16 protein-coding genes are annotated in these 13,071 nt (G+C 34.1%); 11 read left to right on the forward strand and 5 right to left on the reverse strand.

What is annotated here, in order from left to right:
- Nucleotides 1-142: 142 nt before the first annotated feature.
- Together MHH42_RS10090 and MHH42_RS10095 are read left to right on the forward strand one after the other, a co-directional pair.
- Complete coding sequence (locus MHH42_RS10090) at nucleotides 143-322, forward strand: hypothetical protein (RefSeq protein WP_001045965.1); 180 nt, start codon at nucleotides 143-145, stop codon at nucleotides 320-322.
- A 101-nt stretch (nucleotides 323-423) separates the two neighbouring features.
- Nucleotides 424-1,044 (forward strand): NAD(P)-dependent oxidoreductase, encoded by a 621-nt coding sequence (locus MHH42_RS10095; RefSeq protein ID WP_000861677.1) that lies wholly within the window; start codon nucleotides 424-426, stop codon nucleotides 1,042-1,044.
- A gap of 24 nt (nucleotides 1,045-1,068) precedes the next feature.
- Here MHH42_RS10095 and MHH42_RS10100 read toward each other — a convergent pair whose 3' ends face one another.
- The 3 genes from MHH42_RS10100 to MHH42_RS10110 all read right to left on the reverse strand — a co-directional run bounded on the left by MHH42_RS10100 (nucleotide 1,069) and on the right by MHH42_RS10110 (nucleotide 3,938).
- Complete coding sequence (locus MHH42_RS10100) at nucleotides 1,069-1,551, reverse strand: DUF456 domain-containing protein (RefSeq protein ID WP_000215664.1); 483 nt, start codon at nucleotides 1,549-1,551, stop codon at nucleotides 1,069-1,071.
- 1 nt (nucleotide 1,552) lies between these two features.
- Nucleotides 1,553-2,860: a hemolysin family protein gene (locus MHH42_RS10105; RefSeq protein ID WP_340893290.1), complete on the reverse strand. Its 1,308-nt coding sequence runs from the start codon at nucleotides 2,858-2,860 to the stop codon at nucleotides 1,553-1,555.
- Nucleotides 2,861-3,068: 208 nt separating this feature from the next.
- On the reverse strand, nucleotides 3,069-3,938 hold the full coding sequence (locus MHH42_RS10110) for a hypothetical protein (RefSeq protein WP_000055278.1): 870 nt from the start codon (nucleotides 3,936-3,938) through the stop codon (nucleotides 3,069-3,071).
- A 256-nt stretch (nucleotides 3,939-4,194) separates the two neighbouring features.
- Here MHH42_RS10110 and cbpA point away from each other — a divergent pair, with 256 nt between their 5' ends.
- The 4 genes from cbpA (at nucleotide 4,195) to MHH42_RS10130 (ending at nucleotide 7,574) form a co-directional block, all read left to right on the forward strand.
- Entirely contained in the window at nucleotides 4,195-4,842 is a 648-nt protein-coding gene (gene cbpA / locus MHH42_RS10115) for a cyclic di-AMP binding protein CbpA (protein ID WP_001220521.1), read from the forward strand.
- Nucleotides 4,843-5,296: 454 nt separating this feature from the next.
- Complete coding sequence (gene brnQ4, locus MHH42_RS10120; RefSeq protein WP_445286057.1) at nucleotides 5,297-6,631, forward strand: branched-chain amino acid transport system II carrier protein BrnQ4; 1,335 nt, start codon at nucleotides 5,297-5,299, stop codon at nucleotides 6,629-6,631.
- 66 nt (nucleotides 6,632-6,697) lie between these two features.
- The gene (gene csaA / locus MHH42_RS10125) at nucleotides 6,698-7,027 is read left to right on the forward strand and encodes a chaperone CsaA (RefSeq protein WP_001263027.1); all 330 of its coding nucleotides are present in this window, start codon (nucleotides 6,698-6,700) and stop codon (nucleotides 7,025-7,027) included.
- Nucleotides 7,008-7,574, forward strand: coding sequence for a DUF1572 domain-containing protein (locus tag MHH42_RS10130; RefSeq protein ID WP_016108237.1), 567 nt, complete (start codon nucleotides 7,008-7,010; stop codon nucleotides 7,572-7,574). Before csaA ends, MHH42_RS10130 begins: the two co-directional genes overlap by 20 nt.
- Here the strand turns inward: MHH42_RS10130 and MHH42_RS10135 are convergent.
- Both MHH42_RS10135 and MHH42_RS10140 read right to left on the reverse strand, forming a co-directional pair.
- Nucleotides 7,547-7,852, reverse strand: coding sequence for a permease (locus MHH42_RS10135; RefSeq protein WP_131202353.1), 306 nt, complete (start codon nucleotides 7,850-7,852; stop codon nucleotides 7,547-7,549). The two genes, MHH42_RS10130 and MHH42_RS10135, sit on opposite strands and share 28 nt — an antisense overlap.
- 4 nt (nucleotides 7,853-7,856) lie before the next feature.
- Nucleotides 7,857-8,153: a hypothetical protein gene (locus tag MHH42_RS10140; protein ID WP_016108238.1), complete on the reverse strand. Its 297-nt coding sequence runs from the start codon at nucleotides 8,151-8,153 to the stop codon at nucleotides 7,857-7,859.
- Between the two features lie 89 nt (nucleotides 8,154-8,242).
- Between MHH42_RS10140 and spoIIP the strand changes: the two genes are divergently transcribed.
- From spoIIP to MHH42_RS10165, 5 genes are all read left to right on the forward strand, one after another.
- Nucleotides 8,243-9,397 (forward strand): stage II sporulation protein SpoIIP, encoded by a 1,155-nt coding sequence (spoIIP, locus tag MHH42_RS10145; protein ID WP_016108239.1) that lies wholly within the window; start codon nucleotides 8,243-8,245, stop codon nucleotides 9,395-9,397.
- Nucleotides 9,398-9,663: 266 nt separating this feature from the next.
- Nucleotides 9,664-10,161 (forward strand): GNAT family N-acetyltransferase, encoded by a 498-nt coding sequence (locus MHH42_RS10150; RefSeq protein WP_340893293.1) that lies wholly within the window; start codon nucleotides 9,664-9,666, stop codon nucleotides 10,159-10,161.
- 11 nt (nucleotides 10,162-10,172) lie between these two features.
- On the forward strand, nucleotides 10,173-10,913 hold the full coding sequence (locus MHH42_RS10155; RefSeq protein ID WP_000747716.1) for a M15 family metallopeptidase: 741 nt from the start codon (nucleotides 10,173-10,175) through the stop codon (nucleotides 10,911-10,913).
- Between the two features lie 23 nt (nucleotides 10,914-10,936).
- Nucleotides 10,937-11,383 carry an NUDIX hydrolase gene (locus MHH42_RS10160; protein WP_000178280.1) on the forward strand — a complete coding sequence of 149 codons (447 nt, stop codon included), beginning with the start codon at nucleotides 10,937-10,939 and terminating at the stop codon, nucleotides 11,381-11,383.
- A gap of 185 nt (nucleotides 11,384-11,568) precedes the next feature.
- Nucleotides 11,569-13,044 carry an amidase family protein gene (locus MHH42_RS10165; protein WP_340893295.1) on the forward strand — a complete coding sequence of 492 codons (1,476 nt, stop codon included), beginning with the start codon at nucleotides 11,569-11,571 and terminating at the stop codon, nucleotides 13,042-13,044.
- Nucleotides 13,045-13,071: the final 27 nt, after the last annotated feature.

Raw genomic sequence — 13,071 nt, forward strand, 5'->3', positions numbered from 1 at the left:
TCATGCAGAGAAAAGGGCTAAATGTAATTATTATTAGAAAATTTACAAATATTTACCGTATATTTACTATTTTTCAATCTTTCCTTTAAAAATAGAGAGTAATATGGGATTGTACATATTCTATCAAAGGGAGGAAACGCAAATGAACAAATGGGTTAAATCATTAACTGCTATGGCACTTGCAAGTTCTTTATTAATGGTAGGTTGTAGTAAAGGTGAGGACAAGAAGAAAGAAGAAGACACAACAACACAACAGGATGAGAAAAAGGATAAAGAAACAAGTGGAACAGAGAAGTCTACTGATTCTAAAGAAAAGAAATAAAGTAATAAAAAAGCTTCCTCTTATATATGAGGAAGCTTTTTTGTTGTATATTGATTGAGAGTATTGAAAAAATAGAGAAAGAATGAGAGAGGAGTAAACAAATGAAAGTATGTGTATTGGGAGCGACAGGTAGAGTAGGTTCGGAAATAATAAAATTAGCATTAAAGGATTCATCCGAAGTGACGGCATTCGTTCGTGATTTAAATAGAATGGAAATAGAACATGACAGGTTACATGTTATAGAAGGAAATATATTAAACGAAAACGATATAAAGAAAGCGATAGAAGGATGTGATATCGTAATTAGCGCTCTTGGAACGGATGGAAATGGGACATTAGCAAAGAGTATGCCAAATATTATAAAGTATATGGAAAAAGAAGGCGTTAAGAAAATTATTACGATAGGAACAGCTGGTATTTTACAAGCGAGAACAAATCCAAATGTATATCGTTTCCAATCATCGGAATCAAAAAGGAAAACGACAACAGCAGCAGAGGATCATTTAGCTGCATATAAGGCGCTTCATAATAGTGATTTATGTTGGACCATTGTTTGTCCGACGCATTTAATAGACGGTGAGATAACAGGGGTATATCGCACTGAACAACATATATTGCCAGAAGATGGAGCGAAAATTACAGTTGGTGATACAGCACATTTTACATGGGATTTATGCAATGAAAATATATATGAAAATAGTCGAGTTGGTATTTCATATTAAAAAACCATCCCAAAAGCGGGATGGTTAAAAGATGATATAACATACGAAAATGATAATCATAATGATTTGGAGAATAGCTTTCGCTACAGTACTGCTTAAAAAACCAACTACAGTAGCAACTCCTACTAGAAAGGCGTCTTTTGGCGTCTTTTTATGCATGAGCTCTGTGAAAAATACCGATAAGAACGGTATAATTATTAAACCAAAAGGTGGGAAGAAGAACGATCCAACAATGATAGAAATCATACCGACACGTTCGCCCCATTTTGAACTTCCATATTTTTTTAGGAAATATCCATTAGCAATAAAATCAGCGACGAAAATGAATAGTGTGAAAATGGCTTGAATGACCCAAAAAGTAATTGTTAGTTCCCCGCCATTTATACCAAAATGGTAAAGCAAATATCCAGCCCATACAGCTAAGATACCTGGGATAATAGGGTAAATAAAGGCGAGAAATGAAATGATGAAACAGGCAATGATACAGATTGTTAAGAAAACAGTCACTTTATAACTCCTTTTTAATATCTAATTTATGTACAGCAATTTTTTTGATTTGATGTCCATCAAGTTCTAATGCTTTAAATTGAAACCCAGCATATTCAATAGAATAACCAGCTTCAATATTTAAGTCAACCGCTTGAGAGAGGAGCCAGCCTCCAATTGTATCTAAATCGCTATCATCAATATGTAGGCCAAACATATCATTTACTTCAGAAATGAGTACTTTTCCATCTAAAACAGTAAGCTTCGGGGTACGCTTTTCAATCATAGGTGATTCATCCGCGTCAAATTCATCTTGAATTTCTCCAATAATTTCTTCAAGAATATCTTCCATTGTTAAAAGCCCAGCAGTACCACCATATTCATCCATAATGATTGCCATCTGAACGCGATTCTTTTGAAGATGTACTAATGTTTTACGGATTGGAACAGTTTCAAATACAGTTAGTACGGGATGTATATAAGATTCAAGTGGTTTATAAATACCTTTCGTTTGATCATGAAATATTTCTTTCGTATTTATCATCCCGATGATGTCATCTTTATCTTTTTCAATTATAGGATAGCGTGTATATTTTTCAGTTGCGACGATATCCATATTTTCTTCTAAAGTATTTTCGGTAGATAAGCAAACCATTTCAGTACGAGGGACCATGATTTCTTTTGCAACCCGGTCATCAAATTCAAAAATATTATTTACATATTTATATTCGGTTTGGTTTATTTCTCCGCTTTTAAAACTCTCACCTAAAATGAGTCGTAATTCCTCTTCTGAATGAGCAAGTTCATTTTCTTTCGCTGGCTCTAAACCGAGTAGTTTTGTGAAAAATATAGCTGCACTATTGAGTAGCCAAATGAACGGATACATAATTTTATCAAATAAAATAAGTGGTTTGGCAAATTTGAGTGTGATTGATTCTGCTTTTTGAATTGCGAAAGACTTTGGAACTAATTCACCTAATACAACGTGGAAAAATGTAATAACGCTAAAAGCAATAATAAAAGATAACGTGTTAGCCATTGTTCCAGTCATGTTGATTTTTTCAAAAAGCGGTCGTAGTATATGTTCCACAGTCGGTTCACCAAGCCAACCAAGCCCTAAAGAAGTAATCGTAATCCCGAGCTGACAAGCAGATAAATAAACATCTAAATTAGATAGGACACTTCTTGCAGCTAAAGCTTGTTTATTACCTTCATTTGCAAGTTGGTCAATTCGGCTTTTTCGTACTTTTACAACAGCGAATTCTGATGCAACGAAAAAGCCCGAAATAAGAATAAGTACAAAGATGAGAAAAATATTTAATATGTCCAAGTGTGTTCTCTATTCCAAAGTTTGAAATAAAGATGTCACCTCCTGCAATTATGTTATACTTTTATAATAAATCCAAATGAAAAGAATAGTCAAAGGAAAAGGGTAAATATTGGCATGTTTATAGTGTAGTTTTAGAGTTTGTTGTTATTTTGTCCTCGATACAAAAGGAATAACCCTCTACTTTCAGAATATAGAGGGCTATGTAACTTTACGGTTTTGGGATACTTCGTGTTATAGTGTATGTTTGTTGTTTAGAGTAGTTTGTTGTCCAAAGTGCTTGGAGAAAAGATAAGACGCTGTATGGGATATACAATAGTAGTAAACCGATTGTGACAATTACAGGTGCAGTACCACCAAATTGAACGATAAATTGTAATAATCCGCTCGCGTGAAAAGTACATTCCATAATTAAAAAGGAAAAAATAATAGAACTTAAAATAGATTTATGATTCGAAGTAAGTGCTAAAAATAATGTATCAACAAGGAAAGCAGAATTTTTCATTTCATATTCACTTGTGTTATACAGGAAAGGGAGCCATTTTTTTATTGCTTGCATAACGATAATCATAGAGGTACTACATACGATGATCAAAGATGAGAAATAAGAAAACTTTATAAAGTTTGCAATATAGAGAAGAAGTAGTAAGATAGAACATTGTAAAAATACAGTGCAAAAAGAGTACGGTATCCAGTGTAGGAAAGTAGTGATCTTTTTAATTGAATTTGGTGCTTTTAAAAATAGATGACCGATTCCTAAACTTATAAAGAAGCCAATTGCAAGAGTGAAAGTGAAACGAACAATTGATAAAAAATATATTTCCCATATGTAAGGGAATAGTGGTGTTGAATGAGTAGAAGTATGTATCATCTGATTTGCCGAGAAAAAAATAGATTCATGCATCCAATCAATTTTTGGAATTGATATAGAAGAAAGTTGATCGAAGTTTTGGAAAATACTTATTAAGCCATTTTGATAAGAATAATTATGTGTAATAAAAAGAGCTGGAATAGGACTTATGACAAAAATAACAATGACACCAATTATAAATTTGCATATATGCGAGCGTAACAAAGACATATAACCACCTACTCTTTGAATATTCAGAAAATTCTTATTCTTATTTTAGCGTTTTTCTAATAAAGTTACAATATCTTTTTCATTAAGTCATTCAGAGAGAGGCTTTCCTAGTGAAGATATGCAAGTGAAGGATTCATGAATAAATTATGACAAGAAAATGAATAATTTTCAGAAAAATAAAATAAATTATTTATTTTTTTCTGAAATTATAATATAGTTATGGCACAGAAAGTATTTTAACATAAGGAGGCTTTTTATGAGGATTAAAGGGAATTACGTGCCGAAAAGGGAAGTTTTACTGTGCTCAAGTTCGATTACGATAGGGGAAGCATTGGAGCATTTAAATAAAACAGGGTATCGTTGTGTACCAGTTTTAGATGAAAAAAAAGAGAAATTTTTAGGGAATATATATAAAGTAGATATTTTAGAATATAAAGGATCACTTGACGAAAGTGTAATACAATTATTGAACGATAAAGAAGGATTTGTGAGAGAAGATTCATCTTTCTTTAAAGTATTTTTTACAATAAAAAAATTACCTTATTTATCAGTAGTTGACGAAAAAGGAATTTTCCTTGGAATTTTAACGCATAAAAAAGTTTTTGAGTTATTAGAAGATGCATGGGGCGTTCATTCTAGTAAATATTCTGTCATGATTGGAACGCAAGACTATAATGGAGCGATCCAAAAGTTATCGACAGTTTTGAAGAAATACACTGGTATTCAAAGTTTAATGACTTTTGATAATGATGCTCTATTAGTTCGTAGAATTATGTTTACATTAGGAGAAGAGTTTGAAGATGGTGAATTAGAAACACTTCAAAAAGATTTAGAAGATCATGGATTTAGAGTTGTGTATGTAGAAGAGATGAATAATCCACGTGAAGTAGAAACGATAGAGTAACATGCAAAAGCCATCTAACATATGTTAGATGGCTTTTGAAATTATTTTAAAATAATAATATAGAATGAGTCTAGTGCTCGAATAACATTTGTGTGAAAGAATATAAAATGTAGATAATTTTGATTTTCAAAAAAATCAATTTGAAAATATGTTTTTATTTTTCAACTAAATATGTTACTATATGTGTGATAAAAACAAAGAGGTCTGACAACTATACTCCACGTAATAACACTCTAATGATTTAAAAATTCAAAAAAATCAAAAATCAAAAATCAAAAACAAAAAATAATGACGAGATTAATAATTAGAGTAATAATAAGGGGAATGGAGAAATTATGGAGAAAGACACTGCTTTGTAAGGGGCATATTTTATCATCTTGAGCAGAGAGGAGGATGCATAGCATATTGTGAAAATAAAGATAAACAATGAAAAAGTGCTATGCAAATGAAGAGTATGAAGGGACGATTGAGGCCAGGTGATACGGTAGCAATTGGTTTAATGCTATTTGCATTATTTTTAGGAGCAGGAAATTTAATTTTCCCGCCAGTTTTAGGTCAACAAGCAGGAGAGAATGTTTGGATTGCTACGATAGGATTCCTTGTAACGGGAGTCGGATTACCCCTATTAGCTGTAACAGCTGTCGCGTTTGTAGAGGGGGACTTGAAAGCGCTATCTTCTAGAGTTCACCCTATATTTGCGTTTATTTTCCCATTGGTTAGTTATTTAGCAATTGGACCATTTTTCGCAATCCCGCGTACGGGAGCCGTTTCGTTTGAAATGGGTATGAAGCCGTTTTTATCAGATGCAATGGTTTCAGAGTGGTACATGCTATTTCTTTTCACTATATTTTTCTTTGGAATAACGTGGTATTTATCATTAAATCCATCTAAATTAGTCGATTGGTTTGGAAAATTTCTTACACCATTATTAGTATTAATTGTTGCTGTTATTGTCGGGAAAGCAATTATTGATCCAATTGGAGAACCGGCTGCACCTTTAGCTGCTTATAAAGAGAATGCTTTCTTTGGTGGATTTATTCAAGGATATTTAACGATGGATGCGATTAGTGCACTTGTGTTTGGGATTGTTGTAGTACAAGTTATTCGCTCAAAAGGGATAAAAGAGAGCGGACAAATCGCAAAAATAACAGTTGTATCAGGGATTATTGCTGTATTAGGCTTAACGTTAATATATTTATCACTTGCATATCTCGGATCTACAAGTACATCACTTGGTGTGTCGGAGAACGGTGGTCTTATTTTGACGAATGTTGTAAATGAGTTATATGGAACAAGTGGCAAAATTTTATTAGGACTTGTAATTATACTCGCTTGTTTAACAACTTCTGTTGGATTAACATCTGCGTGTGCTGGCTTCTTCACAAACTTATTCCCAAGACTTTCGCATAAAACGATTGTAACTATGGTATGTGTATTTAGTTTAATTGTATCTAACCTAGGGTTAACACAATTAATCACAGTAACATTACCAGTGTTAATGATCATTTATCCAGTTGCAATTGTATTAATCGTTCTTTCATATTTCCATAAATGGATAGGGAAGCGTAATACAATTTACATTGGGGCGATTTTAGGTGCGTTGTTAATTAGTTTCTTTAACGGTTTAGAAAGTGCGAATATTAAAATTGATGCGATTTCTAATGTACTTCAAATGTTACCATTATATAAAGAAGGAATAGGATGGTTAATCCCATCATGTATTGGCGGAATTCTTGGTTTCTTCTATAAATCAAATGAATCAAGTGAATTACAAAAGAAAGGTGCTTAGGCGCCTTTCTTTTTTTAAAGGGGATTTTTGTATTTTGTCTAAGTAATAAATGGGAGGAATGATAAAATGGCTAATTTTGAAGATTTTTTAACTTTTGATGTAAGAATTGGAACAGTAACACAGGCAGAGGAATTTAAAGAAGCGAGAGTACCAGCGATTAAACTAGAAATTGATTTTGGGGAGCTTGGGGTCAAGCAGTCAAGTGCTCAAATTACGAAGAGATATAATCCAGAAGACTTAATTGGTCAGCAAATTGTTGCTGTTGTAAATTTTCCGCCAAAGCGTGTAGCTGGATTTAAATCGGAAGTGCTTGTGTTAGGGGGAGTTCCTGAAGCTGGTGATGTTGTGTTGCTTCAGCCTAATATGGAACTGCCAAATGGAACGAAAATTAGTTAGTGTGAAGGTAGGGGACAATATGGATATCGGACGAGAATATTTACAATGTGTCATTTCTAATTTCAAAACAACAAAGCAGCAAGGAGAACGGGCACTTTCTCAATTATCATACGAACAAATACAATGGTCTTCTCATGAAGAAACAAATAGCATAGCGATTATAATGAAACATTTGCACGGTAATATGCGTTCCAGATGGACGGATTTTTTAACATCTGATGGTGAAAAAGTTGATCGTGACCGAGATGGTGAATTTGAAGGAGGCTATTCTTCAAAGGAAGAAGCCCTTGCAGCGTGGCAAGAAGGATGGGAATACGTTTTTAATACGATGAATACTATAATGCCGGAAGATCTATTGAAGACGGTATACATTCGTGGTGAAGCACATACGGTCCTGCAAGCAATTGAAAGGCAAATTTCTCATTATGCTTTGCATATTGGACAGATTATTTACATCGGTAAAATGTTAAAAGAAAATGAGTGGGAATGTTTAAGTATTCCGAGAGGGCAGTCCACTCGTTATGTAGAGAAAAAACGTTCAACATAATAATATGAAAGAAATCGATATAAAAGAGGAAGCAAAAAAATAAGCCAAATGATAGACGGCTCCGTAAGCATAAGAATGCTACCAACAATAAGGCCGTATATAATTAGAAAGAAACAAAAAAGTGTATTCATAGGGATAAAACGTGGGATGAAAAGTTGTTGCTGCTTAAAACAACTGTTGTGAAATAAATAAAAATGGAAGTACCGTGTAGTGGTAATAAGGTCTTTCTTTCGTGTAATTCTTTTTCTACATGTATGACAAATGAACGGTGGCTGCATTTCGTTACGCTCCATTTTTTATTTTCATAATAATGTGAGACAAAAGTAGGTACAAAGTGTATGTTCCTATATACGCTCCTGCAATAAGGAAAAATGGATTCAGTAAAATTCCATGAATGCTCGTCATGAAAACTAAATCTTGTATTAAAACATCGTATATATTAATGGAAATGATTGTACCGAGTACATACAGTGCTAAGTACGCAGAAATATGTAACACAATAGAGACTTTTGGATGTTTAGCGGACAAATAAAAAATGAATGATAGAGCGATTGGTAATATTCCTATTAATGGCTTCAATTCATTTCACCTCATTAACAATATAGCCGGAATTTAAACGGTCTATTCTCTAGAGCTTGTACATAACTTGAAATAGAGAGGGTGATAGTATGAATCGAGGCTTTTTTTATGTGAAGTTTACAAGTGTACGTAAGTTAGTTTTATTTATTATTACTACGGTACTAGCGACTTTTTTTCTTATTAGTATGATGGTAACCTCTATGAAAGAGACAAAGTCAACGTATTTATATAATTGGTTAAATGAGTTATCGATGAATGGCTACATGTATGTTCTTGGAAAAGAAAATCATTATTTTACACAAGAGTATCGAAATTTGAATCAAGATTTTTCAATCTCTTCGTTTCTCTTTTCTATGGCTACGAATATTCGTTTTAACGATGTACGTAGTTTTGTCGGAAAAGAGCTTCCTGGCTTTGGTAAGTACGATACAGAAATCGTTATCGCAGGTGAGGGAACAAATTATTCTAACTTACCGATAGAGTCGAGTGTTCCTCTTGAAGAAGTAGTGAAAGAACGGACTGGAGAAGGTGGACAAGCGCCAAAGCCTGATACGAATAAAGAGAAAAAACAACCAGCTCAAACAACTGGAAAAAGACAAGTTGCATTTATATATCATTCGCATAGCTGGGAATCTTATTTGCCGTTACTGAACTTAACGAATGATCCAAACCCGAATAAAGCGACAAGTTCTGTAACGAATATTTCCATAGTCGGCGACCGATTTCGTGAACAATTAGAAGGCGAAGGAATCGGATCTACTAACGATAAGACTGACGTTGGTCAAAGGTTAATTAGTAAAGGGTTAAATAGTAATAGTTCTTACAAAATGTCACGGGAAATTGTACAAGAAGCGATGGCTGGTAATAAAGAATTACAATACTTCTTCGATTTACACCGTGATAGTGCACGGAAAAATGTAACAACAAAAACAATTGGAGATAAATCGTATGCTAAGCTTGCTTTTGTAATTGGGAAAGGTAACAAAAACTATGAAAAAAACTTACAATTAGCAACTGCGTTACACGAGACGATTAGTAAGAAATATCCGGGAATGAGCCGTGGTGTAATTCAAAAAGGATTCCAAACAGGGAATGGAGTTTACAATCAAGACCTATCAGGACAAGCGATATTAATTGAAGTTGGCGGGGTAGATAATACAGAGGAAGAACTAAATCGATCAATTGATGCACTTGCTAAGGCATTTGGTGAATATTTTTGGCAAGCGGAAAAAGTGAATGGATAAAGTGAAATTTGAATGAGTGGTAGGCATTTCCAATGGTTATCAGCCTACATCAATTAGGGGAAAACGTAAGTGTAAAGCTTACGTTTTTTGTTTGTCATGAAACGAGGATGATAAGATGTCACATTATAGACATAATTTATAATTGCTATAGTAATATCGAAATTTGTCTATTTATAATAGGGGAATTAGAAAGGGATTTTCGCAATAATGGAGAAAATCTTTTTACAAGGAAAATTTTTCACAATGAAATAGGTAGGGTGATTTAAGTGATTAGGGAGATCAAAGTAGAAGATGCAGCCTCATTTTTGCAATTAAGTAAGCAATTAGATGAAGAAACGAAATTTATGTTATACGAGCCAGGAGAAAGAAAAACTACAGTTGAGCAACAAGAGCAAATGATTCATCGATTTAGACAGAATGAAAAAGCAACAATATTTGTAGCGATTGAAGAAGAGAAAATAGTAGGATTTATTTTAGTGAATGGAAATAACATACAAAGAAAGAGACATGTTGCAGCCACTGTAATTGGTATATTGCAAGAGTGTAGTGGGCGTGGTATTGGAACGAGCTTGTTTAAAGAGGTTGAGAAGTGGGCAAGATTACATGATGTATGGCGTTTAGAATTAACGGTAATGGCCCACAATACAAGAGCTCAGGCACTATATAGAAAAGTAGGCTTTGAGAAAGAGGGTGTCAAAAAAGCTGCTCTTATTATCGATGGACAAAACATTGATGAGTATGAAATGGCCAAATTATTAAAATAAGAGGTCGTTATATGAAAAAAAGATGGACACTACTTGGTATCGTAGCGGCGATACTCATTGTTGGAGTAGCAGGAATCAATTATAAAATGTATAAGGATAAGCAGGCACAGGAAGTGAATGTAAATAACATATTTCCGAAAGCGAAAGAAACGATTGCGAATATGGATGGGGATATTGCGGTAATTAGTAATCCAAATTCGATGCTTGTACTTGTGAATAAAAGTAGGCGTTTACCAGATGGGTATAGACCGCCAGATTTAGTTATTCCGAAAGTACGTTACTCTAGTGAGGGGGATCAAGAAAAGAAAAAAATGAGGAAAGAGGCAGCTAGTGCGCTTGAGGACATGTTTCAACAAGCTGATAAAGAGCGTATTTTCCTTTTTGCAGTCTCTGGATTTAGATCTTTTGATCGACAAAAGGCATTAAATACGATGTATAAAAAACAAGATGGAGAAGTGAAAACTGCGATGTCTAGCGCGATTCCTGGTACGAGTGAACATCAAACTGGACTAGCTATGGATATTACATCGCAATCTGCTAAATTTCAGTTAGAGACAGTTTTTGGAGAGACGAAAGAAGGGCAGTGGCTTTCTGAAAATGCCCATAAATTTGGTTTTGTGATTCGATATACAAAAGAAAAAGAATCAATTACGGGCTATCGGTTTGAACCATGGCACGTAAGGTATGTGGGAAATCCACAAGCTACATATTTATATGAAAATCAACTGACGCTTGAAGAAGTAACAGAGTGAACAATTGAGGGGAGAGAAATACAATGACGATGTTATATAAGAAAAAAGTACATGCATATATTACAAGAGAAAAAGAAGGGATGAAGCAATTACTTGTTTTTAAACATCGTGATATACCTGAAGCTGGTATCCAAGTGCCAGGGGGAACAGTTGATGAAGGAGAAACGTTAGAAGCAGCAGTTTTACGTGAAGTACAAGAAGAATCTGGATTACGTCTTTTATGTATAGAGCGTTTCCTAGCAGATTACATCATACACGTGAAGGAAAAACAGGAATATCAAAAACGCCACTTTTTCCACGTAACGTTACTAACGAATGTAAAAGATACTTGGGAACATATAGTAAGTGCCGGTGAGGAAGATGAAGGTTTAGTATTTTGCTACGAATGGATTGATATTGCAAAATGCCCTGAATTAGCAGGAAAACAGGGAGAGTTTTTACATTTGTTAGATGAGGTATATGCACAGTAATAAAAAGAGTTTGAAGCGAAGGATGATTCGTTTCAGACTCTTTTTATTTTTCGGGAAATTAAAGGTGTATTAAAAAGTAAGTTGAAACTTTTTAAAGGGATATTAATTTGGAATAGGATGAGGTGAAAAAATGAAAAAGTAAGAAGTATTCGTAAAAACTAAAAGGGATATAAAGGAGAATATAAATGGAAATTCAGTTTAATCCAGTATTAAAAAAAGAATTAACAATTCATGATATACAGACCGCAATGGAAGAAGGGACGTTATCTTCCAAAGAATTAGTTATATATTATCTTCATAGAATTGCACAATATGATCAAGATGGACCGAAAATTAATTCTATTTTAGAAATAAACCCGGATGCTATTTTTATTGCAGAAGCGTTAGATTATGAAAGGAAGATAAAAGGTGTAAGGGGACCATTGCATGGTATACCTGTTTTGCTAAAGGACAATATTGAAACGAATGATTCCATGCATACAAGTGCAGGTACGATTGCCCTAGAACAAAATATAAGTAGCGAAGATGCATTTCTCGTTACAAAACTGCGAGAGGCAGGAGCGGTGATAATAGGTAAAACGAATATGACAGAGTTAGCAAATGCAATGTCTTTTGAAATGTGGGCTGGATATAGTGCGAGAGGTGGTCAAACAATCAATCCATATGGAACGGGCACGGATGATATGTTTGTTGGTGGCTCTAGTACAGGGGCCGCAATAGCAGTTGCCGCTAATTTTACAGTATTATCTGTTGGGACAGAAACGGATGCCTCTATTTTGAGTCCAGCTGTTCAAAGCTCTGTAGTAGGCATTAAACCGACTGTCGGTCTAATTAGTCGTAGAGGAATTATTCCGTTCACTTATTCACAAGATACAGCGGGACCATTTGCTAGAACAGTAACAGATGCCGCTATTTTACTAGGGAGTTTAACTGGAGTGGATGAGAAAGATGTAGCTACTCATAAAAGTGAAGGTATGGCATATGAAGATTATACATCTTATCTTGATGTTAATGGTTTAAAGGGAGCGAAGATTGGTGTTTATAGTAATGCTCCAAAAGATTATTACGAAAATGGTGAGTATAATGAAAATTTGTTTGAGGACACGATCCAAGTATTACGTAGTAAGGGAGCGACAGTAGTAGAAAATATTGATATTCCTTCCTTTCATAGAGAATGGGGCTGGGGAGTTCCGCTTTATGAGCTGAAGCATAGTTTAGATAACTATCTTTCAAAATTACCTTCTACTATTCCCATACATTCTATTTCAGAATTAATGGCGTTTAATAAAAACATAGCAGAAAGAGCTTTAAAATATGGACAAACTAAGTTGGAGGGAAGAAAAGATTATCCTAATACGTTAAGAAATCCAGAATATTTACATGCAAGATTAGAAGATATATATTTTTCGCAAAAACAAGGTATTGATTTTGCATTGGAAAAATATAATCTTGATGCGATACTATTTCCGTCTTATATAGGCTCTACTATATGTGCGAAAGCAGGTTATCCGTCTATAGCAATACCAGCAGGGTATATGGAAAACGGGAGACCTTTTGGAATTACGATTGCAAGTACTGCTTTTCGTGAAGGAATATTAATTAAACTAGCGTACGCTTTTGAACAAGCGACAAAGCATAGAGAAATTCCCAACTTGTCATGAATAGAATGTACAAAAGGACAGGAATTT

Source organism: Bacillus sp. FSL L8-0099 (assembly GCF_038006385.1).
GTDB classification, from domain to species: domain Bacteria; phylum Bacillota; class Bacilli; order Bacillales; family Bacillaceae_G; genus Bacillus_A; species Bacillus_A toyonensis.